Annotated in this window: 23 protein-coding genes; 7 read left to right on the top strand and 16 right to left on the bottom strand. The window is 40.7% G+C overall.

The window, feature by feature from the left end:
- The first annotated feature begins 38 nt into the window (after window positions 1-38).
- Complete coding sequence (locus BLQ18_RS00245; RefSeq protein ID WP_090291511.1) at window positions 39-1,721, top strand: hypothetical protein; 1,683 nt, start codon at window positions 39-41, stop codon at window positions 1,719-1,721.
- Here the strand turns inward: BLQ18_RS00245 and BLQ18_RS00240 are convergent.
- From BLQ18_RS00240 to BLQ18_RS16925, 3 genes are all read right to left on the bottom strand, one after another.
- Window positions 1,718-3,469: an aromatic amino acid hydroxylase gene (locus BLQ18_RS00240; protein ID WP_090291509.1), complete on the bottom strand. Its 1,752-nt coding sequence runs from the start codon at window positions 3,467-3,469 to the stop codon at window positions 1,718-1,720. The two genes, BLQ18_RS00245 and BLQ18_RS00240, sit on opposite strands and share 4 nt — an antisense overlap.
- A gap of 101 nt (window positions 3,470-3,570) precedes the next feature.
- Window positions 3,571-4,140 carry a DUF4136 domain-containing protein gene (locus BLQ18_RS00235; RefSeq protein WP_090291507.1) on the bottom strand — a complete coding sequence of 190 codons (570 nt, stop codon included), beginning with the start codon at window positions 4,138-4,140 and terminating at the stop codon, window positions 3,571-3,573.
- A gap of 67 nt (window positions 4,141-4,207) precedes the next feature.
- The gene (locus tag BLQ18_RS16925) at window positions 4,208-4,369 is read right to left on the bottom strand and encodes a DUF5522 domain-containing protein (RefSeq protein ID WP_175443690.1); all 162 of its coding nucleotides are present in this window, start codon (window positions 4,367-4,369) and stop codon (window positions 4,208-4,210) included.
- 172 nt (window positions 4,370-4,541) lie between these two features.
- Here BLQ18_RS16925 and BLQ18_RS00230 point away from each other — a divergent pair, with 172 nt between their 5' ends.
- The 5 genes from BLQ18_RS00230 to BLQ18_RS00210 all read left to right on the top strand — a co-directional run bounded on the left by BLQ18_RS00230 (window position 4,542) and on the right by BLQ18_RS00210 (window position 8,698).
- The gene (locus BLQ18_RS00230) at window positions 4,542-4,871 is read left to right on the top strand and encodes a hypothetical protein (protein ID WP_090291505.1); all 330 of its coding nucleotides are present in this window, start codon (window positions 4,542-4,544) and stop codon (window positions 4,869-4,871) included.
- A 9-nt stretch (window positions 4,872-4,880) separates the two neighbouring features.
- Window positions 4,881-5,786 (top strand): 1-aminocyclopropane-1-carboxylate deaminase/D-cysteine desulfhydrase, encoded by a 906-nt coding sequence (locus BLQ18_RS00225; RefSeq protein ID WP_090291503.1) that lies wholly within the window; start codon window positions 4,881-4,883, stop codon window positions 5,784-5,786.
- Window positions 5,783-6,637: a glucosaminidase domain-containing protein gene (locus BLQ18_RS00220; RefSeq protein WP_090291502.1), complete on the top strand. Its 855-nt coding sequence runs from the start codon at window positions 5,783-5,785 to the stop codon at window positions 6,635-6,637. Before BLQ18_RS00225 ends, BLQ18_RS00220 begins: the two co-directional genes overlap by 4 nt.
- 235 nt (window positions 6,638-6,872) lie before the next feature.
- The gene (gene hemL / locus BLQ18_RS00215) at window positions 6,873-8,150 is read left to right on the top strand and encodes a glutamate-1-semialdehyde 2,1-aminomutase (protein WP_090291500.1); all 1,278 of its coding nucleotides are present in this window, start codon (window positions 6,873-6,875) and stop codon (window positions 8,148-8,150) included.
- A 227-nt stretch (window positions 8,151-8,377) separates the two neighbouring features.
- A complete protein-coding gene (locus BLQ18_RS00210; RefSeq protein ID WP_090291498.1) occupies window positions 8,378-8,698 on the top strand; it encodes a panthothenate synthetase in 321 nt (106 codons plus the stop codon).
- Between the two features lie 122 nt (window positions 8,699-8,820).
- Here BLQ18_RS00210 and BLQ18_RS00205 read toward each other — a convergent pair whose 3' ends face one another.
- The 10 genes from BLQ18_RS00205 to BLQ18_RS00160 form a co-directional block, all read right to left on the bottom strand.
- Window positions 8,821-9,348, bottom strand: a complete 528-nt coding sequence (locus tag BLQ18_RS00205; RefSeq protein ID WP_090291497.1) for a hypothetical protein — start codon at window positions 9,346-9,348, stop codon at window positions 8,821-8,823.
- 63 nt (window positions 9,349-9,411) lie between these two features.
- Window positions 9,412-10,377 (bottom strand): hypothetical protein, encoded by a 966-nt coding sequence (locus tag BLQ18_RS00200; RefSeq protein WP_090291495.1) that lies wholly within the window; start codon window positions 10,375-10,377, stop codon window positions 9,412-9,414.
- A gap of 16 nt (window positions 10,378-10,393) precedes the next feature.
- The gene (locus BLQ18_RS00195) at window positions 10,394-10,708 is read right to left on the bottom strand and encodes a hypothetical protein (RefSeq protein ID WP_090291493.1); all 315 of its coding nucleotides are present in this window, start codon (window positions 10,706-10,708) and stop codon (window positions 10,394-10,396) included.
- 26 nt (window positions 10,709-10,734) lie between these two features.
- Complete coding sequence (locus tag BLQ18_RS00190; protein ID WP_090291491.1) at window positions 10,735-12,276, bottom strand: AsmA family protein; 1,542 nt, start codon at window positions 12,274-12,276, stop codon at window positions 10,735-10,737.
- A gap of 33 nt (window positions 12,277-12,309) precedes the next feature.
- Window positions 12,310-12,696 (bottom strand): arsenate reductase family protein, encoded by a 387-nt coding sequence (locus BLQ18_RS00185; protein WP_090291489.1) that lies wholly within the window; start codon window positions 12,694-12,696, stop codon window positions 12,310-12,312.
- Window positions 12,697-13,057: 361 nt separating this feature from the next.
- Complete coding sequence (locus BLQ18_RS00180) at window positions 13,058-13,783, bottom strand: DUF3307 domain-containing protein (RefSeq protein WP_090291487.1); 726 nt, start codon at window positions 13,781-13,783, stop codon at window positions 13,058-13,060.
- Window positions 13,780-14,379, bottom strand: a complete 600-nt coding sequence (locus BLQ18_RS00175; protein ID WP_090291485.1) for a transcriptional regulator — start codon at window positions 14,377-14,379, stop codon at window positions 13,780-13,782. The genes BLQ18_RS00180 and BLQ18_RS00175 overlap by 4 nt, the downstream gene beginning before the upstream one ends.
- A 178-nt stretch (window positions 14,380-14,557) precedes the next feature.
- Window positions 14,558-15,013 (bottom strand): hypothetical protein, encoded by a 456-nt coding sequence (locus BLQ18_RS00170; RefSeq protein ID WP_090291483.1) that lies wholly within the window; start codon window positions 15,011-15,013, stop codon window positions 14,558-14,560.
- A gap of 105 nt (window positions 15,014-15,118) precedes the next feature.
- Window positions 15,119-15,316: a hypothetical protein gene (locus BLQ18_RS00165; protein ID WP_090291481.1), complete on the bottom strand. Its 198-nt coding sequence runs from the start codon at window positions 15,314-15,316 to the stop codon at window positions 15,119-15,121.
- Window positions 15,317-15,480: 164 nt separating this feature from the next.
- Window positions 15,481-17,979 (bottom strand): zinc-dependent metalloprotease, encoded by a 2,499-nt coding sequence (locus BLQ18_RS00160; RefSeq protein ID WP_090291480.1) that lies wholly within the window; start codon window positions 17,977-17,979, stop codon window positions 15,481-15,483.
- 265 nt (window positions 17,980-18,244) lie between these two features.
- Between BLQ18_RS00160 and BLQ18_RS00155 the strand changes: the two genes are divergently transcribed.
- Window positions 18,245-18,967: a hypothetical protein gene (locus BLQ18_RS00155; RefSeq protein ID WP_139150343.1), complete on the top strand. Its 723-nt coding sequence runs from the start codon at window positions 18,245-18,247 to the stop codon at window positions 18,965-18,967.
- A 442-nt stretch (window positions 18,968-19,409) separates the two neighbouring features.
- Here BLQ18_RS00155 and BLQ18_RS00150 read toward each other — a convergent pair whose 3' ends face one another.
- The 3 genes from BLQ18_RS00150 to lysS form a co-directional block, all read right to left on the bottom strand.
- The gene (locus tag BLQ18_RS00150; RefSeq protein WP_090291476.1) at window positions 19,410-20,840 is read right to left on the bottom strand and encodes an SLC13 family permease; all 1,431 of its coding nucleotides are present in this window, start codon (window positions 20,838-20,840) and stop codon (window positions 19,410-19,412) included.
- A 92-nt stretch (window positions 20,841-20,932) separates the two neighbouring features.
- The gene (locus tag BLQ18_RS00145) at window positions 20,933-23,785 is read right to left on the bottom strand and encodes a TonB-dependent receptor (protein ID WP_090291474.1); all 2,853 of its coding nucleotides are present in this window, start codon (window positions 23,783-23,785) and stop codon (window positions 20,933-20,935) included.
- Window positions 23,786-23,938: 153 nt separating this feature from the next.
- Window positions 23,939-25,630, bottom strand: a complete 1,692-nt coding sequence (gene lysS, locus BLQ18_RS00140; RefSeq protein ID WP_090291472.1) for a lysine--tRNA ligase — start codon at window positions 25,628-25,630, stop codon at window positions 23,939-23,941.
- Between the last annotated feature and the right edge of the window lie 57 nt (window positions 25,631-25,687).

Below are 25,687 nucleotides of genomic sequence, written 5' to 3'. Positions count from 1 at the left end.
TTTGATGCGTCTTATAAGTATCAATCAATCAACAAACCATGTTAAAAAGAGTTCTACCTACAGCACTTTTAGCCACTTTTTTATTTTCCTGTCAACAAAAATCAACTTCCGATCTAAGCTATTCCATCAGTTCTGTAACGCGGGATAGTATCACCCAACTTCATATAAAAATGGAGTTTGCGGCGGATACAAGTGGGGTGACCAATCTTTCATTTCCGAATGAAGCATGGGGTGAAACCGATTTGTACCAAACTTTGGGCAGCATTCAATTATTGAATGTGGAAGGAGCCATCGAAAAGGATTTGGATAGCGGACGTATCGTTTTGATGCATCCAAAAAATGTGGAACGATTGAAGGTTGAATATCTGCTGCAACAAGATTTTGATGGCGAACTTTCCTCCCGAGCAGTGTACCGACCCATCATCAACCAAGATTATTTCCACCTGTTTTCCCATAATATGTTCATGGTGCCAGAAAACACGGATGATAAGATTGACATCAGCCTTAGTTGGGCAGATTTCCCTGAAGATTACACCATTCACAACAGTTTTGGAAGCGGGGAACGTGAACAATCACTTGTTGATATGGATAAAAATCAATTTGGCAACGCCATTTTTGTTGGGGGAGATTTTAGGGTTTTTGATGGAGAAGTTAAAGGAAACAAAATCAGTTTGGCCACTCGTGGCGAATGGGTGCCCTTTAAGGATGAAGAAGTTTTTGAAGTTCTGGACCAAACTTTGACCCACCAACGCAATTTTTGGGGTGATCACTCCCAAGGCTATTTTACGGTTACCATGCAACCCTTTCCCCAAGAAATGGGCAGTAGTTTTCAAGGAACGGGATTGACAAATTCCTTTGCGACTTCGGTTTCCAACAACGATTTTACGGAAATAGGCCAGATGGTGTATTTGTTCAATCACGAATTAATGCACAATTGGATTGGCCATACTATTCAAAATGATAACGAAGAGGAACAATATTGGTTTAGTGAGGGTTTTACCGAATATTATACCTTTAAAAACATTGCTAAGAACAAAATCAATGGACTGGATGGCGCATTTTTTATTCAAGAAATCAACAGAACCATTCGAGATCTGTACGCTTCGCCTGTGGTTGAAGCGCCAAATGCAGAAATCAACTACGAGAATTTTTGGACGAATTATGACTATTCCAAATTGCCGTATTGGAGAGGGGCCGTGTTTGCTTTTTATTTGGATCTAAAAATTCAAGAAACCTCAAACGGTAAAAAAAGTCTGAATGATGTAATGCACCGATTGTACGCTGATGCTACTTCAAAAAATCAAAAACTGACACATGATTACTTTTTAACCGTATTGAACGATTATTGGAAAGGGGATTTCGAATCATTTTTTCAAAAGCACATAGAAGAAGGTCAAAAAGTGGACTTGGTTGGTCTGTTCTCCGATTTGGAATTGGAGTTTTCTCCGATGAGCGATATTTATGAATTAGGCTTTACATTTTCTGATGACCGAAAATCCATAGCAAGTGTAGTGGAGGGAAGTGCAGCATGGCAAGCTGGAGTCCGAAAAGGAGATGAGGTGTTTTCACGCAGTATTTGGCAAGGCAGTATTGACCACGATGTGGAATTAGGCCTCCGAAGAAATGGTCAAGAATTAAAAATAGCCTACCGTCCAATTACGAAAGCTGAAGTGCCGCAATTGGAATCGACCCAAGAAAATATTCAAAAACTCGGATTTTAACTCACCAAACTAGCGTCGACCAAAGCAATACCGTCATCAATCAAATGGCCCACTTTGGGGTTGTTTTGTTTGATATTTTCGAGATGCTCCAAAATGTCTTGTTGAAATTCCTGATCGTTGCTTTGCTTGGCCAATTCATACAATTCCACGGGCAATAACCAATCTTCAGAATGTTCTTGTTTGATTATTTGGAACACCTTATTTCGGGATATAGTGGTGTTGGTACCCTCCCTGAATTCCCGTACTTGTTGGTAATACTGTTCTAATTGTATACGTTGTGCACTCTTTTTGGGTTTAATGGTACTCTCCGTTATTTCATGGGTGATCAGATCAAAACTGTTCAAGTCTGCAGGTCCATTGTAGGCTGAAACCACATTTTGCCCCACTGCCATGTCATACAATCCCCATTCAGGCAAGAACAATGTTTCTCCATTGTGGGTCACGGTACAATCCTTAAAAGTGATTAAAATGATTTTTCCCATCAAGTTTCGAGTACCTGTTACGATAGTGCCCTCTACTTTCACACCACCTTCAAATTCCAAGGAAATTTGCTCTCCCTCATAAATTTTATAAGCCTTAAGATCACGGGGTCCCATATCTTCAATGGCAATATTGATACCCTTTAATTTTCCAATCGGCGAACCAAATCCCTCCGAATGGTATTCTATGCTGTGTCCAACCAATTCTTTTTCGCGGTAAGCCAAGGCAGTTGGTCCTTTAGATTGTATGTAAATGGGTTTTCCATCGTGTTCAATCACATACTGGAATTGACCAGAAATCTGTAGTCCAGTGCTCATTTCCAATGTGCCCAAAGCTTGGGAGTTGATCAATTTTTTGATGCCTGAAAGCCCACCCTTGCGCACCGCCATGCTATGGGCAAAATCCTCCAAAACCTGACTTAAAAACGCAAAATCTGGGGTCACAAAAAGTTGTGGTTGTGGTTTTGTAATATCAAATTCGGTATGCGCTGTTTCAATCGAATATGGGATTTTTTTCACATGGTCCGTCATGCACCAAGCACTTTCCCCAATGGAAGAAAGCAATCCTGCTCCATAGATCTTGGGATTGTCCACTTCCCCGATCAAACCGTATTCCACGGTCCACCAATGCAGATTTCTGATCAATGCCATTTCACTGGGTTCGCCCATATTTTCTTGGAGGTATTCAATATGTTTTTCAGCCTTTTCTATTTCTTCCAGCGGAGTCCCATGTGCTTCTTTAATTATGGAAAGATGTCGTACAGCATCATACAATTCATAATCCTTGGCACTGGAAATCGCTTTACAGCCAATCTCTCCAAATCGCCTTAAATATTCGGCATATTCTGGGTTGGCAATAATTGGGGCATGTCCAGCCCCTTCATGGATAATATCGGGTGCAGGGGTGTATTCAATATTTTCAAGCTGGCGAATATCTGAAGCAATCACCAACACATTATAAGCTTGGAATTCCATAAAGGCCGACGGTGGTATAAAACCATCAACGGCCACTGCTGCCCAACCGATTTCTTTTAAAATACGATTCATCCCATACATATTGGGAATTTGGTCTATGGAAATGCCCGTTTTTTTCAATCCTTCCACATAAGAACTATGCGCTACGCGACTCAAATAATCCACATTTTTGCGCATCACATAGCGCCAAACCGCTTGATCAATGGCCGTGTAGTCTTCGTAATTCTGCGGCTTTATGAACTGCTTTAAGTGCTTGGGCAATTTGTCCAAAATAGGATTGGATTCGTAACTCATCTGTACCTTGTTTAGGTTTTAAAGATACGAAATCGATAACCGATATTTTCTTAACTAAAGTTAAGGGCAATAAAAAACCGCCTCGAGGGCGGTCTGTATTTTTAGTTGGAAGCTACCATGGCTTGTGGCGGATATTCTTCCATAATCTGGGAAACAAATTCCTTAATGCGGGCCTCTTTCTTTTCCACACTTTTGTTGCTGCTCAAAGTGCCTACACCGCGACCTTGCCAAACCAATTCTTTCTTGTTGGCATCGATCACATCAATATATAAAGAACCTTCGGTACTCGTGCTTACGTTGTTGCCTCCCCAGCCCCATCCCCATCCAGGACCCCAGGCATAGGGACTATAAAATCCACCCCAACCCCAACCGTAGTTGTTGTAGACATCCACGCGTTCACGTTCTTTGGTGAAAATGCTGATCAACACATCGGGACTATCCGATTTTACAAATCCGCGGGAGCTTAGTTCGGTTTCAATGGCGCGAAGAATACGTTTCTTGTCCAAATCTGAAATTTGGGCTTTATCGATACCAGTTTTGTAAAAAGCATAGCTTTTATAATTGTTGAAATCTGCCTTTTGATCATAGTCCGAAACTACTTGAACAGAACTACAAGACACGAACAGACCTAACGAAAAAATGACGAGGGCAAAACGAGAAAGATTTTTCATAATACTTTTTTTAAATTCTTGAGATTGATTAAAATACTCACAAATATTATGCCGAACAGTACATTTTTTAGCGCATGCTATTGGTTTTCGGATTGTAGCCATATGGACAATGTCGGCAACCACTTTCGCAGCAATATCCCCGTTTTAACAGATATTGTTCGGTAAACACCCGATATCCCTCTTCCGTGTAATAGTAATCACCCTCTTCCAAGGGAATGTATTCTTTCATGCAAATGTGCTGTTGGCTATATAAATTTACGCCTTTCTGTAGAAAACTTGCAACGTTTTAAGATTTTGAAAACAAGGTTATTCACCGAAAATGTTGATGGAATTATCCCAACTATCAAATTTTGAGGGTTTTTACAAGTTATATTTGTTATCACTGACCAAGTTGTGATAAGATGATTTTAGTCTTTAAACATTTCTTCTATAAAAACTATGTGGGGCTCTCGCTTTGGCCTTTCATTTTCCTAAAGGAAGATTCCTTAAAGGCCGACGAAGTGCTCATCAACCACGAGCGAATCCATTTAAAACAACAACAAGAGCTTTTGATTCTTCCTTTTTACCTGCTTTATGTTTCCGAATGGTTGTTGCGCACCGTGATGTATCTGGATAGCTACCGCGCCTACCAAAACATTAGTTTTGAACGCGAGGCCTATGCCAATGAAAAGGATATGGAGTACCTTCGCAAGCGTAAAACCTTTGGTTTTTTGCGATACCTGACCCGTTAAGTTTTCGAATTGAACATTCCCAATCAGCATATTGATCATCCCCTTTTGAAAGAAAAGGGCGTTACCCTGTACCTGAAAAGGGAGGATGCCATCCATCCGTTCATTTCTGGAAACAAGTACCGAAAGCTAAAATACAACTTACTTGAAGTCAAAAAACAAGGGCAACGTACCTTGCTCACCTTTGGTGGAGCTTTTTCCAACCATATTGCGGCGGCAGCTTTTGCAGGTCACGAACAAGGATTAAAAACTATTGGGGTGATTCGTGGGGAAGAACTGGAGGGGAATTGGCAAGAAAATCCCACTTTGAAACTCGCCCATGAGCATGGTATGGAGTTTTATTTTGTGTCCCGAAGTGATTACCGACGCAAAAATGAAGTTGACTTTCAAAAGGAATTGAAAGAAAGCTTAGGAGATTTTTACCTGTTGCCCGAAGGGGGAACCAATGCACTTGCCGTAAAAGGATGCGAGGAAATTTTGACCGATACCGATGCGCAATTTGATGTAATCTGCAGCGCGGTGGGAACTGGAGGTACTATTGCTGGACTCATCAATGCCGCGAAACCACATCAAACCGTTTTGGGGTTCCCCGCTTTAAAGGGTGATTTTTTAACCGAAGATATTCGTAGCTTTGTTCAAAATGAGAATTGGCGATTGGTAACCGACTATCATTTTGGGGGTTACGCCAAGGTGGACGAAAACTTGGTGGCTTTCATCAATCAGTTTAAGGAAGCGACCAACATCCCTTTGGACCCCATTTACACGGGAAAGATGCTTTTTGGTATTTTTGACCTTATAAAACAGGGCGTTTTTACCCCTGGAACCCAAATTTTGGCCATCCATACAGGTGGATTGCAAGGCATAAAGGGCATGAACCTTGTGTTGAAAAAGAAGAATTTACCCTTATTGAACGTATGATCAAGCGAATAGGATATGTATTGCTAGTGGCCCTGTTGATCTCCAGCTGCGGTGCTAAAAAGCGAAGAAATACCCAAAGAAATGGTGCCCCTGTTGTGGTGGACAACGGAAGGCCTGTTAAAAAGCACAAGAATGAAATGCCTACAGTGGGCGAAGATGGATTATATCCAATGCCCGAAGATACTGGAAGGTTTGAGCGTTTTCCTATTTCTGATACCCAAGAATATATTGAGACCTTTGCTGAAATTGCGCAATACGAAATGCGTGCCTTTGGCATTCCTGCCAGTATTACCTTGGCACAGGGAATTTTGGAAAGTGGTTCTGGTCGTGGTGAATTGACCTTAAAGACCAACAACCATTTTGGCATCAAATGCCATACGGGTTGGGAGGGTGAATTTGATTTTCACGATGATGATGCTAAAGGGGAGTGTTTTCGGAAATACAACCATCCCATGTACTCGTTTAGGGATCATAGTTTGTTTTTGACTTCCCGTTCACGCTATGCGTTCCTGTTCGATTACAAACCGAATGATTACAAAAAGTGGGCTCACGGTCTTCGACAAGCGGGATATGCCACCGACCGTCAATATCCGCAAAAGTTAATTGCCTTGATCGAGCGCTACGATTTGGATCGTTACGATCGCGAAGTGGTACGCAATGCTCCCATTGAAATTGCACAAGTTGATCCACCAAAACAAAGTTTGACTACTCATACCGTCTCAAAAGGAGAAACCTTGTATGCCATTTCCCGAAAGTATGATGTTCCCGTGGATGAGATCAAACAGATGAACAACTTGAGTGACAATATTATTTCTATTGGGCAAGTGCTTCAGATTCGTCGAGGGAGGTAGTTTTATCAGACATCAGACATCAGACATCAGACGTCTGACATCCACTTTGTCATTCTGAGCGTAGGGAAGAATCTCTTTCTCCGACCATTTTCCGTTTCCCAAAACGAATGATCCTCATTACCTTTGTGGAGAGCAAGTCGAATTGCACTAATTTGTTATCCCGAGCGCAGTCGAAGGGTGATTAAGAAATGGATTAAATAGATTCCCGCCTACGCGGGAATGACACAAAATAATTATGATCTACCAACGAAGCAGCGCCTTGTTCGCAGAGGCCAAAAAATACATCCCTGGAGGAGTAAACTCACCTGTAAGAGCATTTAAAGCGGTAGGGGGCGACCCTATTTTTATCAAGGAGGCCAAAGGCGCCTATCTGTACGATGAAGATGGCAACCAGCTTATCGACTATATTGCTTCCTGGGGACCGCTTATTTTGGGCCATGCCTACGAACCTGTGATCAATGCGGTCATCGAGAAAGCGAAAAAAGGAACTTCCTTTGGAACGCCCACCGAGATTGAGACCGAACTTGCCAAACTGGCTGTGTCCATGGTGCCGAACATTGACAAGATTCGTTTTGTGAACAGCGGAACCGAAGCCTGTATGAGTGCTGTGCGCCTCGCGCGCGGGTACACGGGCAAGGATAAGATCATCAAATTTGCGGGTTGCTACCACGGCCATTCCGACTCTTTTTTGATACAAGCGGGGAGTGGAGCCGTTACTTTTGGCAGTCCAAACAGTCCTGGGGTAACACAGGGCACGGCAAAGGATACTTTGTTGGCTGATTACAACGATTTGGAGGGCGTAAAAGCATTGGTGGAAGCCAATAAAGGCGAAATTGCTGCCATTATTTTGGAACCTGTAGCTGGGAACATGGGCTGTATTATCTCTAAAGAGGATTTTATAAATGGCCTACGAGAACTCTGCACCCAAGAGGGCATTTTGTTGTTGTTCGATGAGGTAATGACTGGCTTTCGCCTCGGAAAAGGAGGGGCACAGGATGCCTTGAATATTGATGCTGATATTGTGATGTTCGGAAAAGTGATCGGGGGCGGATTGCCCGTTGGGGCATTTGCGGCCCGAGCCGAGATCATGGCGCATTTGGCCCCTGATGGACCTGTGTACCAAGCAGGAACTTTAAGTGGAAACCCTTTGGCTATGAGTGCTGGACTGGCCATGCTCACCGCCTTGAACAACCAACCTGAAATTTTTACTAGCCTGGCCGAAAAAACGGAATATCTGCACAAGGGCATAGACCAAACCTTGACCGAAAAAGGGGTGACGCACCAAATTAACCGTTACGGCAGTATGATCTCCGTACACTTTACGGAGGAGCCTGTGGTGGATTTTGCCAGCTCCGCCAAAGGCAATAACGATACTTTTAAGAAATACTTTCACGGCATGTTGGAGAATGGCGTGTACTTACCGCCCTCTGCTTTTGAAAGCTACTTTTTAAACGATGCCCTCAGCTATGCCGATTTGGATAAGACCATTGAAGCTGTGGGGAAGGTGTTTTAGGTTATTTTCATTCCGAAGTAGTCCTGATGGCAATCTGGACGACAGAGAAATCCATATTTCTTTTAAGATTTCCCATATCCCTTTCGTAGGTTCAAAATTACAGATGAAAGCAAGAATGGTTAATATGCTTATTTTAATTCTAAACTATTGAATATTAAAGAATTAAAAATAGGAGTTCACCCTTGTGTTTTGTATCTTATAAGAATCAATAACATAAATTCATTAGTATGAAAATGTTGGTCAATGTAAGCTGTCCCATTGAACCATTCAACTCAATGGTAAAAAATGGAACTGCTGGGGAAGTAATCGGCCGAGTGGTCGATGAAATTAAACCCGAAAGTATTTACTTTTCCGAACTTGAAGGACATCGTGCAGCCATTATGGTTGTCGATGTGCCTGATGCCTCCCACATCCCATCAATTGCCGAGCCTTGGTTTTTATATTTTGAAGCGATCTGCGAATTCAGAATTGCAATGACCATGGAGGATTTAATGAAATCCAACCTTGCCGAACAGGCTCAAAAATGGCAAGAAGTAGAGATGCATTAATGAGATGTAATGTATTAATTGAACCACTTCTGATTAATGGAGTGGTTTTTTATGGGATACCTTCTGACATATGTTCTAATGACATGGTGATATAAGATGTTTGAAGTGTTGGGGTGAGTATTTTAACCGTTGTTAAAATCCGATGCACTTTTATCCAAGGGCGGGCGGCCTTTTAAATGGTTGTCCACTATATAATATTCGTAAGGTGGTATGCGTTGCGCTGCCTTTTCTTTTTCAATGAGTTCACGTATTTGTGGCCAGTACTTTTTAGGGGCATGTCTAAAAATCAATACCGTCCTAAATTTTTGGGAGCAACCTAAACTTTTGTCCGTGAGCCAACCGTGTTGTTTCACTAATTCGATGAATGCCATTGAATTTTTTTCATCTAAATGGTATTGCAAAGCAGCCAAGGAATCGTTGGCCATAATGGGCTGCATATTTCTCCCTCCAATTTTAAAGGCTAGACTTTTAATCTCCCCTTGCTCTAGTGCAGACATGGCATTAAATTCTTCATGAGTGAGGCCTTTAGCCTTTAATAGGGAGTCCAACGCAAGATTGTATCTATTCAACATACAATCATTGGAACCGCGGTATTTTTGATCAAGTTCCACCATTTGCTTTAACCTATTGCATAAATTTTCCTGTGCCATCAATGTTGGGGGTAGCAAAATGCAAAAGGTAAAGCAAATTAGTATGGAAGTAATTGGTCTCACTTAGTTTTCAAATTCAGATACGGTGCTGAGTACAAATTGTCGCATGGCTTCTCCCTCCACCAGATTGTATGAAATTTGTTTCCGTCGAGCGGTTTTTTCACCATTTTCAAAAATGGGAAAACGCTGCACCAATTTGGTTTCCACCAAAGCAAATTCGTCGTGTCCAGCATACCCTTTATTGATTGCTTCATTTTCTTCCGTTGGTTGAAAATAGACCATACTCATCGATTGCATATTGTTTACCGAAAAAGCATGGACCATCCCTTTTTGGTTCTCGGTATGTTGGGTGAAAACCACCAACTCTGGTGACCCGTCGGAATTTAAATCTTCCACCTCGGCATGGGTCACCACTTGATCTTTAATATCAAAAGTTTCGTTGAACTCGGTGGGCAGCCCAAACGTAAAAACGGTAAGTTGGTTTACGCCATCTTGCGCAAAAACTGAAACATTGAACCCCACATCTTGCAGGCTCAACACTTTGCTAAATTGGGTTTGGTCAATTTGGTCTTGGTCCAATCCCCCATCTATTTTAGAATAGTTGCCTGCCACCGTGGCTCCACCCGAACAATAAAAATAGAGAGCGCTGCTGTCGGCTTCATTCTCTGTGGTAATGGAAAGTGCATTGTCCGCAAATTGGAACAGTACTTTTTTGCCATCAATTTGGGTATAGTAAAGAACATCGGTTTCTTTGTAAACTTCCACATCCAAGGTACAGGTCGGTCGTTTTTTGTCGGCTCGTGAGCGGACTTTAATTTCCAATTGATCATTCTCCAACTGATATACGGTGACACCGACCCAATCGTAGCCTTCGTCTTTTTGCGCATAGCCATCCGAAACATAGTTGCCCGTAAGATCAGAACTGGCGGTTGTAGGTTCCGCTTCGGTTTCGACTTCTTTTTTGGAGTCAGTTTTACAGCTTACCGCCAACATGAGTACAAAAAGACCTAGGGTGATATATTTTTTCATTTTCAATGGATGTTGATCAACTTTTGGGGTTGATGTAAACGATTTGTTTGTTCACTACCGAATCAATTTTTACTTCAAGGGTGTACTCGGTTTGTAACGTATCCAAAATCTTTTGTAGATCTTCAATAGGATATTCTTTTTTGTTTAGCACCACTTTTTGGTAGTTACGCGTTTGATCCGAATTAAGTTGTCTCCGAATAGTTGTATTTTGGTTTTCCGTTTCTGAGGCAGGCAATGTTCTTCCAGTAATTTCACTTTTTTTATAAGAGCTACAAGAAACGCACAAAATAAAAATCAGAGCAAGGAATGATATTTTGAAGTAATTTTTCATATTTCTATTAATGGTTTGATTTATTTCTATTTTTCCTTACCTCTCCCTACCATGGTGTGGAACATACCTGTTCTCATATTGATCCAAATGTAATTGAGCACCCATTTTGTGCGGTCTCGGTCCACTTCAAATTGACCATGCCTAAACCCATCTTCGTCGGCTTTTCTATCTCCTTTTTTGGTCAATAGGTTGGCAACGCCACTCTTAAATTTATTTACCGTTAGGTGATCCTTTTTAAGCGCTATAAATTTAAACTGGTCGTATTTCATTTTCATTTCGCCGCGTGATGTCCATTCGTTACCATCGATGGTGTAATACATTTGTTGAATGGTGCCGTCCACCTCTACGTCAAGGGTAGACCTCATAAACGGGCTGATTTTTTTGGTGTGGAAGTCAGACATGGACACTTTGGCCAAAAAGCTGTTGTCTTCGCTTTGAGGATCAAATGTGTATTCGAGTGTAAAGTTTCCGTCACCCATCACTTGGTGTTGTCCTGTTACTACCACAATGCCATCACCTGTATTGTTCAAATTTTTGATTTGGGAATTTATGGATGTTAGAGCCATTTTATGCGGTTCCACATCGGGCATGGTCTTTTTATAAAAATTGACTTCGCCATCGGTTACAGATAGGGAATCAATTTTAAGTTCCGCAGGCATTTCCCGTAGCATTTGATTGGGCATTTTTTTAATGATGGTGTTTGGTGGAAGCAAGGTATTTCTTCGCACCATAATTTTTGGACTTTGTACTTCTAACAAGGGAGTAAAAAGTTTAGGGCCTGTGTTGCCAAAAATGTCTGGTTTCGTGATTTGAATTTTATCTACCGTAACATCAAAATGATCGTGCTGCACCGACAATAGGGTGGCTAATTTTTCTGGACTATATTTTGATTGAAATTGGATATTTTCAATTGCCCCCAATTCATTGCTCAATTGAACTTGTTTACAGCGCATAAATTCATACGGACTTACATCAAAATAAAGGTCTTGTGCTGCGAATTCGTACTCTTCCAAAGTGAAAGGAGGTTGATTGGATGTAGATTTAGGATCTAGCTCTAATTGGGAAAGATTAATATCGATAGCCTTGGCGCTCAATAATACACTATCAGTTATTGAATTTCGAATGGTAAGTTCCCCCTGATCAACTTTAACTTTTTTGATGAGCAGCTTAGGCGCATTATTGGGGGCAGAGGCAGGTTCTTTTAAGGTATCGCTTGGTTGTTGTTTCAGTACTATTTTCGGTTCCTCCAAATGAATTTCACCTAGCTCAACGGTATTTCCTGATAAGAGTGATAGGTAGCCGATACTATTTACCGCCAGTTTATTGGCCAACACTTGGGTGTTTCCGTCTGTGATGTTGACTTCCACATTTTCCAAAGCAATATTGCCCAAAAACACATTGGTACTTAAATCAGCATAGTCTAAGGTTATGTTTTCGGGGAGTTGCTCCGCCAATGCTGATTTTACTTTGTAAGAGAAGAACAATTGCGCCGCAATCCCAACAACCACAATACAAGCTATAATCCAAATGAAAATTATTGATTTTTTGGATTTTGTTCTGCTGGACATACCTATCTGTTTTTCAGTTAGCTAGCTACTAATTTAGCTTTCCTGATCGAGAAAAACGAATAAATCTCCCAAAGCTTTGGCTTGAAAAGCCCGTTCGCCATGAAGTAAAATGGGTCCTTGTATCACTTTAGGGTTTTGGGAAAGTATTTTGAGCCAATCTTCCTCACTTTCAATGTTCGTATGTTCTCCGTAGGATTGAATAAAGTTGGGGTGTTCGGTATTCACTAAATCTTTACCAGTGACTCCTAATCGGTCAGCGATTTCGGCCCATTGGGTAGCCGTAACTTTATCTTTGGTGATATCCACTGCGCGAATTTTAAATTCTGTGGCTTCCAAAATGGCCAAAGCCTGTTCGCTAAAACTACTTTCACCATTGTAATACATACTAATTTCACGTTCGTCTGTTGCTATTATTCCCATGTCTGATGTTTTAAAAGTTAATGGGAGTAAACTACAAAATGAAGTTTAAGGATATTGACGCATTCCATTTTAATGGTGTCACAAAAGAAAAAGCGGGATCAAAGTCCCGCTTTCTAAACTAACTAACTCAAAAATACTGTGTAGAAGGTTCAAATTGCGAACCTGATATAAGATGTACGGTTAAAATATGGTTTTGGTTTAGGGTAAGGGATAAATTCATAATTTAAAATTAATCTAAATAGATAATTTTATGTATTTTTGCTCCTTATGTGTTGAAATATCGTTTGTTAAGTGTTTAGGTATTTCAATCTGCACTAAATAATTATTCGGAAAGAGCCGTCCTTTAGGACGGTTTTTTCGTTTATAATAGCCCCAAAAAGTAGTTGTAGAGCATGCCAGAAACAATGGCCAGACCAAAACTGAGCAAAGTTCCTATGAGAACATATTCGGTAAGTTTTCGGTTTTTGCCCTTATTCAGGTCACCAAATCGGAAAACGGATTTTGCAGCAATCAATAAACCTATAGCTGCCCATTGTTGCATCAAAATAAATCCAAACACGAACAGTCGTTCCAACATGCCAATATAGGTGCCCGCATTTTTAAGGGAACCTCCTTCGTCCGATTCATCTTCTTTAGTAATCTCATCGATATAGGGTGCGAGTAGCATCCGCATAAAGATGCCAGAAACAAAGGTGACAAAAACCAAAAAAGTAGCTAATAATAAGGTTTGCGGGCCTAAAATTCCTTCAAAAGTCAAAGCGAAAGGGGAGATGAGGTATAACGCAAGAGCCAACACCAGCAAGTGCAATAGTTGGTCGAGCACGAACAGCCAACGGTAATTTTTTGGATTGGTAAAAGTGAGTTTGCCCAAATCGATAAGCAAATGTGTGACAACGATTAGAGCGATAATGCCCAAATGTTTGAACTGAAGTAACAGCAGTAATAGCACCAAATGTACCCCCACATGAAAGTACAGGTATTTGGACCTTCCTTTTTTTTGGAGTTTATCTTCGATCCAATGACTTGGTTGCAGCACAAAATCCCCGATAAAGTGTGCAAGAATCAATTTAAGGGCCAAAAGCATCATAGTTGTAATAGTTGTGTTTTGTAAAAACGAATCATTTTTTGCACTTCGTCAAATCCAGCCTTACTCAATTCTTCGCTAATGTTACCCTGGGATTTTTTTAGAATAGACGCTAGCTCCTTTTGATTCATTTTAGGGTTTTCCATTGCAGTTTTAACTGTTTTGGAAATGGCGGGTGTCCAGTTATCCATGGTCAATGTAGCCAATTGGATTAACAAATTGATTGTGTCATCAAATTTTTTGTTGGTTGTTTTTAAGGCTAACGTCTGTTTTTTGAGGTTCTCAAAGCATTTTCCCGAGTTTACAAATGCGGGCCCGTTGGATTGGGTGATTTTTTCGGCATCGTAGGTTTTTTGCCCAATACCAATGGCTATTCGTACATCCATTTGGCGTAGTTGCTTAATACTTGCTTTGATGTAAATAGCGGCATCCAATGCATTTTCGGGCTGTGTTTCAAGCTGAAAACTATCTCCACGATAAATTTCCCATGTTTTGGGTTCCTTTCCGAATTTGCCCAAAGCATCCTTTAAATGGGGCAACCATTCCGTGGCTTTGTGCTCCGAAGAGTTTTTGATGTCTCCTGTAAGTATGGCAACCATTTCTTCTATTTTTAAGATATCTATTTATAAGCAGATAATAACAAATATCTGTAAAAAAGCAGATAAATACAAATATCTGTTGTGTAACAGATAAAATCAGAGGTCAATGGAGGAATTGGTACAAAAAAAAGAAACCGCGACCATGGCCGGCGCGGTTCCTTAAAATCAACAAAAAACACTATCCTCTTCTCCCTCTCTCCTGCATTTTCTTTTTGCCATGCATGGCTTTTTCCTTGCCTTGCATTCTCATTTTTTTCCAGGTTTCAAACTGCTCTTCGTTCAGAATGTCTTTTACTTTACCTTGGAAAGCAATTTGACGTTCCAAACGTGCGTTTTCCTTTTCAAATTTCTCATCGGCAGAAAGTTTTGGTCGTTCACCACTTTCTTTTAATGCCTGCATTTCTTCCCATTTCTCTTTTCTGAATTCTGCCTGTTCCAAATTCAGTTGATACAATTTGTCTTGTTGCGTTTGTGATAAATCAAGGGCCAAGGTCATATGCTTTGTCTGCAATGTTGCCATCTGCTCTGCGGTAAGGTCCATTTTGGCACCTCTTCGCATTCTTGGTCCGTCATTTTTTTGGGCTGATACTCCTATACTGGCCAGCAAAACCAATACTACTGCTAATCGTTTCATAATTCTAAAATTTAATGATATACACCTTGGACAACCGCAGTTGTTGTTGGTTTAATCCGAAAATAGAATTTGTGAAGCTTTTAACAGCTTAGGAAAAGAGTTGACCTACTTCTGGTCTTCTTCAAGATTATTGAAATCTTCCAAAGGTTCTTCCAAATCATCGGCATCTTGAAAATCTGCCTCTACGTAGGTTTTGGATTGGAATTGTTCTTGAAATTCATCCTGTTGCTCCATAATGTAGTAAAAGAAGGAGGCTAGCACAAAACAGGAAAAGTAGATTAGGCTTTTAGTCTTTTGGTTCATGATGTTGAGATTTGGGATTACTAATGTAATCAAAGCCATTGGGAATCTCAGTGATATGTTGTGAAACGACCCATTTTGTTTGTGAAGGCCAAAAAAAACAAGGTGTAACCAAAACGAATTCTGGTCACACCTTGAAAAAATGGAATCTACTTAAATTATAGACCTTATTTTGGGTCCAAAATTTGGTCGATGCGCACTAGGGCATCTTGCAAATGATAACGGCTCATTGGATCCGAAATACGGGACAATCCACCGCGAATATCACTCTTTAAATTGTTAAGTTCTGCTCTTGCAACCGAACGGATATCGGATTGGCTGGCATTGATAGGGGTTGATTTACGGTACCCTCCAAAATCTGGAAGTTTACGCTCACTATCAGCAGTCATTAGGTAACCCAAACGGTCGATATGTGCTTTTTGAAGGTTTCTTCTGTAAGTATCAATAGTTCTTCCATTGCGGGTTTCGGACCAGATACCTCTACGAAGGTCACGCATCATTTCCAACAAACCGTAGGCTTCGTCACCATTAATGGTTTCATTTTCGATAACCCTTGCCAACTTGCCCATTTGCAACATAGTGTTCAGGTAACGCTCTTGCAATGCACGGATACGCTCTACGGAACCAGAAATTTGAATTTTGTTGAAGATGTTCTGATCGATCATCCATTCTGGAGTGGCAAACAATTGCTCTTGCATAAAGGCCATCGCTTTTTTCTGGTGCTCTTTGCTTACATGTGTATAAACAGCTCCTTCTTGATCGGCGGTTTTGTTGTATTCGTAAACACCACCAATATTATTGGACACGTGGCCCATGTATCTTCCAAATTGAGACACAACATGTCCGTACATGGTTTCTAAATCGTCATAGTTTTCACCTGGTTCGGTGGTCCAATCGATCAATTTAGGAACAATACGTTTTAGGTTTTCAATACCGTACAAACTAGCTTTAACAGCATCATCACCCAAATCTTCTGTTTGTGAACTTGGATCGTGGATATCACCCACTTGTTGGTGTCCAAATCGGTACATAGGATCATCGGCGTGCTCTGTGATCCAGCTGTTCAAAATTGGTTTCTCCTCTTTGGCAGTTTTGTCCAAAATAGGTTTGTATCCCCATTTGATGGCATATTTATCGTACACCCCAATGTTTGGCATTAAAGCTATGCCTTCGTCACCTGGTTGCGCCACATAATTAAAACGGGCATAGTCCATGATTGATGGCGCAGTTCCAAATTTTTGGGTAAACTCTTTGGAACGCAATGAATCCACTGGATAGGCAACACTACTTCCCATGTTGTGTGGCAATCCTAAGGTGTGACCTACTTCGTGGGAGGATACAAAACGAATCAAACGACCCATTACTTCTTCTTTAAACTGGGTTTTTTGAGCTTCTGGGTTAATGGCAGCAGTCTGTACAAAATACCATCCGCGCAACAAGCTCATTACATTGTGGTACCAGTTGATGTCAGATTCCAAAATTTCTCCACTACGAGGGTCGCTTACGTGAGGACCGTTGGCATTCGGAATTGGCGATGCCAAATAACGCACCACAGAATAACGCACGTCTTCTGGAGACCATTCTGGGTCTTCTTCTGGGGAAGGAGGGTCCATGGCCAAGATGGCATTTTTGAAACCAGCGGCTTCAAAAGCAACTTGCCAATCTTCAATACCTTGTTTAATATAAGGTACCCATTCTTTTGGTGTGGCACGGTCTACATAATATATGATAGGTTTTTTGGGTTCAACCAATTCACCTGCATTGTATTTGGCAATATCCTCGTCCTTTACTTCCAATCTCCAACGATCTAGGTATGTAACGGTTTTGCTTTCTTGCGCATCCAATCCATAATCCACTTGTCCACGAGCAAACCAACCTACACGTTTGTCAAAATAACGACGCTTCATAGGTTCTTTCGGCAATAGAATCATAGAGTTGTTGATCTCCAACGAAATGGAACCTACACTTGAGTTGCTTGGCGGCTGGTTGGAGAAATAAGTTTTTACGTGACGGGCCTCAATATTTAAAGGATAACTTTTTACAGATTCAATATAGCTTCTGTCACCGTCCAAACGGGTAACCTTATATCTTTTTCTGTATCCATCAGGAAAGCCCAATGCTTGAACATCTTTGGTAAACAATGGGTCTACTTCGATAACAACGGCAGGGTTCAAAGAATCTTTTTTGTTGATTGCTTTGATGTCGAAAGAATAAAGTACAGGCTCAAAATTGGAGTTGACCACAGCTTCGTGCACTGGCAAAGAATCTGCGGCTACGTTTTCATAGGAAGAAACGCGCAACAATACTTTTTTGGGTTTTTTCTCCCAACGCAATACCTGTGTGTTGATTTTTCCACCCCCAAAACCAATTCCATCGGCTGTTTTGGAGATTCGGGTTACCATTAACATCTCCCTATTAAATAAAGAATCTGGAATTTCGTAGTAATGTTTGTCGTCTACATTATGAACAGCAAACAAACCAGTATCTGTTTTGGCTTCTTTGGTGATAACCTTATCATAAGGTTGAATATCGCCTGGTTTAGGTTTTGCTTCGGCTTTTTGTTCGGTGTTTTTCTTTTTTTTCTTGAAAAGTTGGGCTTGTGTCGAGGGAACTGCACCCAATAATAATAAAAGTACAAGTACTTGAGGTAGTAATTTCTTATTCATCATATGTTAGTTTGGATAACTTCATCAACCAAAGAACTTAAAAAGGAATAGATTTTACTGTTAAATAAATATTAACTACCACTTTTTTTCCGAAAGATGCAAAACTTCGGGAGTCCTGCGTTTTACTAATAGTCCCACGTGTATCCCCCTGTTTTTGGGGGCTAACGGCGGATTGGTTTTTCTAAAAAAAGTCATAAAGCGTGTAACATTTTACGATTGGGTTAGTCTTATAAGCATAACATCAATCAAAAAATTCAATCAAAAAATGAACAAGTTATTAATCATTTATGGAAGTGTACTTTTAAGTAGTACCGCCATAGCAAACGACCAACAAAATGCTACGATGGTCCAAACAAAATCGGAACCCGTTAGCTATTTGGAAAACAGTTACACAGCATTGAACATTGGTGCTGATTGGAACGATTCAGATTCGGAGATAGCAAATTATGCTTCTTATGAATTGAATTTGGATGAAATAGTTTTCTTGGAGGAAGAACCCGAAATCGATTTGGGTTTTAATACCAAGGATTATCTTCCTGAGGGTTTTAACCCTTACGAAAGCTATTTTGATTTGAATTCCATCATATATCTCGAAAACGAAGTTGAATTGGATCTAGGTTTTGATACCTCAAAGTATCTTCCTGAAAACTTTGACCCCTACACAGATGTTGTGGATGTACATTCCATCAACTATATGGAGGAAGAGGATATGGAACTTGGCTTCGATACTCGTGATTACCTTCCTGAAGGTTTCTCACCTTACGAAGCGTATGTGGACCTTAATTCAATTACCTATCTAGAGGTTGAAACTGAATTGGAATTGGGTATCGATAGCGAATACCTTTTGCCTGAAGGGTTTAACCCATACACTGATGTAATTGCTATCTCTTCCATTAATTATATGGAGGATGAAGATATGGACTTGGGATTTGATACTTCCAAGTATTTACCAGAAGATTTTGACCCTTACAAAAGAGTCAACGAGTAGGATGTTTTAATTTTCATTTTACAAATTTTTGAGTTAGTTAGTGGAAGCCCTCTTCGGAGGGCTTTTTTGCACCTCCGTTTTTGTTAAAGAATTCTATATAAGATGCTGGTTAACAAAAAAATAACATGGAATTTAGCACGGATAAATTCGCACCGATTTTCTTTTTTTGATGCGAATTATGCAACGATTCATTCATTTGGCGCCAAGGAACGCATATTTTTTAAATGACTACTGAAAAAGTTGCTTTTGGAGGGTTCTAACTGCTTAGTTAACAAAAAACTAATTACAATAATTTTAAAAATAAAGGGTTATAAATTTGTACCCAACAAAGAGTTACAGTTCACTCTAGATGTGGACTGAGTAAGGTTGAGTTAGTTTCTTACATTTTTTTGAGTTAGTTAGTTTGTAAATGGCTCCTTCGCCCGAAGGGGCCATTTATTATTTAAAATAATAATGGAATTACAAACTGAAACACCAATACCAGCAATACCACTGCAATTAAATTCAAAATTACACCTACACGCACCATTTGAGGAATTTTTACATAACCACTTGCAAATACAATGGCGTTTGGAGGGGTTGCCATAGGAAGCATAAAAGCACAGCTACTGGCAATGGTGACTGGAATCAACAAATGCAACATGGGTATATCCAAACCAATGGCGATACCTGCCACTACAGGGGCCAAAACTGCCACGAGTGCCACGTTGCTCATCAACTCGGTCATAAATAGCATTAGGAAGATAAGCAGGGCAGCTGTAAATAAGATACTCGCATTACTTTGAGCAATACCATTGGCTACCATATCTACAATTCCACTGGAAGACATGCCTTGAGCTAAGGCTAAACCACCACCAAAAAGAACTAAGATTCCCCATGCCAATTTAGAGGTGTCTTGCCAAACGATGATGAAATCACCCTTTTTAATGTTGTAGGGAATGGCAAAAAGTGCCACTGCAGCAAAAATACTGATCATGGTATCGGTAAGCCCCAAGGTTGGGAATATGTTATTGATCAAGGTTCTGAAAATCCAAAGAAATACAGTGATACCAAAAATCACCAAAACCATTTTTTCTTTTCCAGTGGTTGGACCCAATTTTTCCAATTCAGCATGGATCACCTCTTTGGAAGCACTAAACTTTAAATCTTTGTTGGGGAACATCCATTTTACCAAAACCAAATAACAAATGGCTATCATGATGATAGAAAAGGGAAGTCCGATGGTCATCCACCTTAAAAAGGATATTTCGATATTATATTCATTTTCCAGCAATCCGATCAAAACTGAGTTTGGGGGAGTACCAATGACCGTAGCGATTCCTCCAGCGTTGGCAGAAAAGGCTATTCCCAACATCACACTCAATGCAAAATTTTTATCGTTTTTGGTAAATCCGTCCGCATCATCTATCAATAAATTGATTACGGATAGGGCAATGGGCAACATCACAACAGTACTTGCAGTGTTACTGATCCACATACTCATGGTGGCCGTAGCGATCATAAATCCTAAAATCACCTTGTTGGGGGTGTTTCCAGTAAGGCGAATAATATTTAGGGCGATTCTGCGGTGAAGGTTTACCTTTTCCAAGGCCAAAGCCATTACAAACCCACCAAAGAACAGAAAAACAATAGGACTTCCGTAGTTGGCTCCCACTTCGGCAATAGGCAATATTTTAAGAATAGGGAGTAATAACAAAGGCAATAAAGCGGTAACGGAAATGGAAACCGCTTCGGTGATCCACCAAATCAACATCCAAGCAGCTACCGAAATTACAGGGTCTCCCTTTTCCGACACTAACTCAAAAGGCAATAGGTTTAAAATGATGAATACGATGGGCCCTAGTGCCAACCCAATTTTTTTGCTTAGTTCCATTGGGGTTCTAAGCTATGCTTTTTTGTTAAAACATGAAAATATTGAAGCCCCACGTAGGGGCTTCGTTATACAAAATTAAAAAAGTGATGGTTTTATTTTATTTTGAATGTCAATCTTCCAAAAACATAGCGTCCATTCTGTCCAAATTGTACCGACCTTCTTGAGTAAATAAATCTACCAGATGACCTAAAAGCAGGGTCGTTTTCATCGGGGTAAACATCCAAAAGGTTATTGGCACCAAGTGTGAACCTTGCATTTTCGGTAAAGTTGTAACCAACTGTAAAGTCAGTTATGATTTTTGCGCCAAAAGTGTAATCGATACTTGGATCATCTTCATTGGTGGCTTCCTGCACTTCACCAAAGTAGCCATTACGTATAAAAAAGTTCCAGTTTTCACCAACCTTTAGACTATGGGAAAGATTCCCTTTTGTGGTGGGCACTGCCGATTCCAAATAAATTCGACTGGTAGGGTCAAAATAGGTGTCGCTCAATCCCGCATTTGCAATGGCATCGGGAACTTTTACTTCTTCTACCGTAGTTTCAGAAAAGGTAAATGCCAGAGTGTTGGTCAGTGATATGTTGTCCGAAATGGAAGCTTTATGGTCTACAACAAAATCTACTCCCATGGTTTGAGTGTCCACAGAGTTGGCAAAGAATGCTGCTTGTGTGGCATTGGCTTGTTGAAACAGATTGGCCAATTCAGCATTACCATTGTCGGTAAATTGTCCAGTTAGGATAACACGATCTGCAATATTGATCAAATAACCATCCAAGGTGAATTTAAGATTTGCACTTGGAACCCTCGCTGTAAAACCAGCTGTAGCACCAATTGAAGTTTCTTCTTTTAAGGGTTCAATACCCAATAGTCTGGCAACTCTTGATGTGTTTGGAAAAATCCCTACTTCGTTTGGCACGCCATCAACAAATAAGGTTGAAGTGGAACTGTAATGAATTTGGTGCAAAGATGGAGCTCTAAATCCTGTTTGTCCACCACCGCGGAAATTGAAGTTTTCTGAAAACTTAATCCTAGTTGCCAGTTTAAAATTTACGGTGCCTCCAAAATCAGAGAAATTCTCATAGCGAACTGCCCCACTCAACAAAACTGATTCGGTGAAATCGGCTTCTATGTCAAAATAGCCAGCAATGGTATTTCTAAAAGCATCTACTTCATTGGCTGGTTTAAATCCAGGAAAAACTTGGATTCCACCAGGTCTGGAATTACCAAAAAAGTCAACAGGTACCATGGAATCGGGGTCTGTAGGGTCGTGTGGATTTCCTTGTACATTGTATTGAGTGTACGAGGCTTCCTCACCAGCGACAATCGCATAATTTTCAACTCGATACTCTGCTCCAAAAGCAATGTTCAACCCAGCCATGGTTTCTTCATAAAAATGGCTCAGATCAAAATTGGTAGTGTTTTCGCTATAATTGAATCCTCCTGAATCGGCTTCAAACGGAGTTGAATTGACCAAAGAGGCATTATTGGAATTGGTGACACGGTACAAAAAGGTGTTTTTACCATAGGAATTACTGAAATCCACATTCCAATCGCCCAACATACCTTTGATTCCGAATGCAGCTGATTTATCTACAATATTGGAGTTGATTTCGGGCAAAAATCCATTGAGGTAAGCTGGAGTATAGGCCCTTGCCTGGTTGGGTAGACGATAGAATCCTGCTGCATTACCATTTTTAAAGCTTAGTCCACCAAATCCATAAATTTCTAGATCTTCGTCTAATGGAATGGAAAGGTTGGCAAAGAATTGAGCGCCTCTTAATTCGGATTGACCCACACGCATGTTAAAATCACTGCGTTCCAATCCTCGAGCTGCCAATTCTTGGTTGGTTACATCTGCTCCAAGAATAGTATGCAATTCTTCTTTGGTCTCATCACCATTTAGTAAAATTCCTGCATCTCCAGCATATTCGAAAATATCAGCTAAATCATCATCCAACAATAAAGAAATATCATAATTATCGGAAGCCGCTACTCTTTCCACGGAATTATAGGCGTTAAAAATAGACCCCTCCCATTCTTGCATGCGGTTGGTCCATCCTCTAAAATTAAAATTCCCAGTAAAGTTGATGAAACCACCATCATCGCCAATAGGAAGACCGTAGTTTAAACCTAAACTAACTTTTTCGCCATCAATTTTCTTTTGGGGACTACTCTCACTGGTTACATTGGCACCAGAGTTAATATCCACTTGAAGTTCGTTGACATTTCTTTTCAATACAATATTTATGACTCCCGCAATGGCATCTGAGCCGTATTGTGCGGCGGCACCATCCCTTAAAATTTCGATACGCGAAATGGAGTTGGAGGGAATTGTGGTCATGTCCGTACCTACGCTACCACGTCCAAAAGTTCCATTGACGTTAACAAGGCCTGTTTTGTGTCTTCTTTTGCCATTGATGAGCACCAAAACTTGATCTGGTCCCAACCCACGAAGCGATGCAGGTGAAATATGGTCGGTTCCATCAGAAATAGTTTGTGGATTGGACGTAAACGAGGGCGCTGCGTAATTCAATATTTCAGTAACGGTGACTTGAGGGGCTGATTGCACCAATTCGGTTACATCCAACACGTCTACGGGAACGGGAGTGTCCGTGGCAGTTCGATTCGCATTACGTGAACCAACCACTACCACATTTTCCAATGCCACCCCAGCTTCAAGGTAAATGTTAAGGGTACTGCCCGTTACAGTTGCTTCTTTGCTATTATAGCCAACATAGGAAAACACCAAAACATCTCCTGGGCTAGCCTCAATAATAAAATTTCCATCAAAATCTGTAATTACTCCAATGTCGGTTCCTTTTAAAAGGACGGATGCTCCAGGTAAGGGCACATTTTGGTCGTCGTAAACGGTTCCAGTTACCTCTTGTGCCACGGCAGCAAAACACGCCAATAGCACAAAAAGGAATGCTAATTTCATTCTTTTCATTTAAATAGGTTTTAGTAAGATTATTGGGGGTAGCTGCAGAAAAATTCTTTCGCGACGGAAAGAAATTTGAGGTAAGATAGCATTTTTTTAAAACACGAACCCCAACACTAGTTTGGTGTTGGGGTCTGTTTTATTTTGAATTTGGTAGGAAGACTAGCCTGTATACTTGGCCAAAAGTGCCTCGTCAGTTTTCTCTACTTTTAAGAGACCATGCTTGGTCAAACCTTTGGTGCTCTTGTCCCATTTTTTGCCGCTTAAGCCTGCTTTTTCTTTCAAATCGGCCAAAGTCATTTCGCCAGCTGGTTTAAGAATGTCCAAAATAATTTTCTCTTCTTCGGTAAGCTCTACCTGTTTTTTCTCTGGTCGCATTTGCGGGAAGAACAATACTTCTTGGATGGATGAATTGTTGGTCATCAACATCACCAAACGGTCGATTCCGATTCCAATTCCTGAAGTTGGAGGCATTCCATATTCCAAAGCACGCAAGAAATCTTGGTCGATGAACATAGCTTCGTCATCTCCTTTTTCAGAAAGTTTCAACTGATCTTCGAAACGTTCGCGTTGATCGATAGGATCATTCAACTCGGAATAGGCATTTGCCAATTCTTTTCCGTTTACCATCAACTCAAAACGCTCCGTCAAACGAGGGTTGGAACGGTGTTCTTTGGTCAACGGACTCATTTCTTTCGGGTAGTCGATAATGAAAGTCGGTTGAATATAGTGGTGTTCACATTTTTCACCGAAAATTTCGTCGATCAATTTACCTACGCCCATAGTGTCGTCCACTTCAATGCCCAGCTTTTTGGCAGTTTCACGAAGTTCCTCTTCCTCCATTCCAGAAACGTCAATTCCCGTATGGATTTTAATGGCTTCTAAAATTGGAACGCGAGGGTAAGGGGCTTTGAATTCGATTTCGTGATCACCCACTTTTACTTTGGAGCTTCCCGTGGCATCAACGGCTACTTTTTCCAATAGTTCTTCGGTGGTGTCCATCATCCAATTGTAGTCTTTGTAGGCCACATAAAGTTCCATAACGGTAAACTCTGGATTGTGGGTTCGGTCCATTCCCTCATTACGGAAATCCTTGGCAAATTCGTACACCCCATCAAATCCACCTACGATCAATCTTTTAAGATATAACTCGTTGGCAATACGCAAATACAACGGAATGTTGAGCGCATTATGGTGGGTTAAAAACGGACGGGCCGCCGCTCCACCTGGAATGGGCTGTAATATGGGTGTCTCTACCTCCAAATATCCTTTTTGGTTGTAAAACTCACGGATACTGGTGGTGATTTTTGTTCTTTTTATAAAAGTGTCCTTTACGTGTGGGTTCACTACCAAATCCACATAACGCTGACGGTAACGAAGCTCTGGGTCGTTAAAGGCATCAAATACTTTTCCTTCATCATCTACCTTAGGTAAAGGAAGTGGACGCAAGGATTTGCTCAACAGGCTGAAATTTTTAACCATTACAGTTTTTTCACCTACTTGGGTGGTGAACAATTCGCCTTCAACACCAATAATATCACCAATGTCCAACAACTTTTTATACACATCGTTGTACAAGGTTTTATCATCATCAGGACAAATTTCGTCACGGTTAAAGTATACCTGAATACGACCTTCGCTATCTTGAAGTTCAGCAAAAGAGGCCTTTCCTTGAATTCTACGAGACATCAATCTACCGGAAATCACTACCTTTTTGCCTTCCTCAAATTCCTGTTTTATGCTCTTGGAAGTGGCATCCACAGGATATAAAGCGGCAGGGTATGGGTTGATGCCCATTTCCCTCAATTTGGTCAGTTTTTCTCTTCGAACGATCTCTTGTTCCGATAGTTGCATAATCTTCAAAAAATTTAAAGCGCAAAATTACACTTTTGCGCTTTAATTTCTTGCTTT

Origin of the sequence: Flagellimonas zhangzhouensis (genome assembly GCF_900102925.1) — a bacterium.
GTDB lineage: Bacteria > Bacteroidota > Bacteroidia > Flavobacteriales > Flavobacteriaceae > Flagellimonas > Flagellimonas zhangzhouensis.
This window is presented reverse-complemented; position numbering and strand designations above follow the sequence as displayed.

Coding starts and splice junctions, on each gene's coding strand:
- BLQ18_RS00245 (WP_090291511.1), top strand. CDS start 39: ATGTTAAAAAGAGTTCTACCTACAGCACTTTTAGCCACTTTTTTATTT.
- BLQ18_RS00240 (WP_090291509.1), bottom strand. CDS start 3,469: ATGAGTTACGAATCCAATCCTATTTTGGACAAATTGCCCAAGCACTTA.
- BLQ18_RS00235 (WP_090291507.1), bottom strand. CDS start 4,140: ATGAAAAATCTTTCTCGTTTTGCCCTCGTCATTTTTTCGTTAGGTCTG.
- BLQ18_RS16925 (WP_175443690.1), bottom strand. CDS start 4,369: ATGAAAGAATACATTCCCTTGGAAGAGGGTGATTACTATTACACGGAA.
- BLQ18_RS00230 (WP_090291505.1), top strand. CDS start 4,542: ATGATTTTAGTCTTTAAACATTTCTTCTATAAAAACTATGTGGGGCTC.
- BLQ18_RS00220 (WP_090291502.1), top strand. CDS start 5,783: ATGATCAAGCGAATAGGATATGTATTGCTAGTGGCCCTGTTGATCTCC.
- hemL (WP_090291500.1), top strand. CDS start 6,873: ATGATCTACCAACGAAGCAGCGCCTTGTTCGCAGAGGCCAAAAAATAC.
- BLQ18_RS00210 (WP_090291498.1), top strand. CDS start 8,378: ATGAAAATGTTGGTCAATGTAAGCTGTCCCATTGAACCATTCAACTCA.
- BLQ18_RS00205 (WP_090291497.1), bottom strand. CDS start 9,348: ATGGCACAGGAAAATTTATGCAATAGGTTAAAGCAAATGGTGGAACTT.
- BLQ18_RS00200 (WP_090291495.1), bottom strand. CDS start 10,377: ATGAAAAAATATATCACCCTAGGTCTTTTTGTACTCATGTTGGCGGTA.
- BLQ18_RS00195 (WP_090291493.1), bottom strand. CDS start 10,708: ATGAAAAATTACTTCAAAATATCATTCCTTGCTCTGATTTTTATTTTG.
- BLQ18_RS00190 (WP_090291491.1), bottom strand. CDS start 12,276: ATGTCCAGCAGAACAAAATCCAAAAAATCAATAATTTTCATTTGGATT.
- BLQ18_RS00185 (WP_090291489.1), bottom strand. CDS start 12,696: ATGGGAATAATAGCAACAGACGAACGTGAAATTAGTATGTATTACAAT.
- BLQ18_RS00180 (WP_090291487.1), bottom strand. CDS start 13,783: ATGATGCTTTTGGCCCTTAAATTGATTCTTGCACACTTTATCGGGGAT.
- BLQ18_RS00175 (WP_090291485.1), bottom strand. CDS start 14,379: ATGGTTGCCATACTTACAGGAGACATCAAAAACTCTTCGGAGCACAAA.
- BLQ18_RS00170 (WP_090291483.1), bottom strand. CDS start 15,013: ATGAAACGATTAGCAGTAGTATTGGTTTTGCTGGCCAGTATAGGAGTA.
- BLQ18_RS00165 (WP_090291481.1), bottom strand. CDS start 15,316: ATGAACCAAAAGACTAAAAGCCTAATCTACTTTTCCTGTTTTGTGCTA.
- BLQ18_RS00160 (WP_090291480.1), bottom strand. CDS start 17,979: ATGAATAAGAAATTACTACCTCAAGTACTTGTACTTTTATTATTATTG.
- BLQ18_RS00155 (WP_139150343.1), top strand. CDS start 18,245: ATGAACAAGTTATTAATCATTTATGGAAGTGTACTTTTAAGTAGTACC.
- BLQ18_RS00150 (WP_090291476.1), bottom strand. CDS start 20,840: ATGGAACTAAGCAAAAAAATTGGGTTGGCACTAGGGCCCATCGTATTC.
- BLQ18_RS00145 (WP_090291474.1), bottom strand. CDS start 23,785: ATGAAAAGAATGAAATTAGCATTCCTTTTTGTGCTATTGGCGTGTTTT.
- lysS (WP_090291472.1), bottom strand. CDS start 25,630: ATGCAACTATCGGAACAAGAGATCGTTCGAAGAGAAAAACTGACCAAA.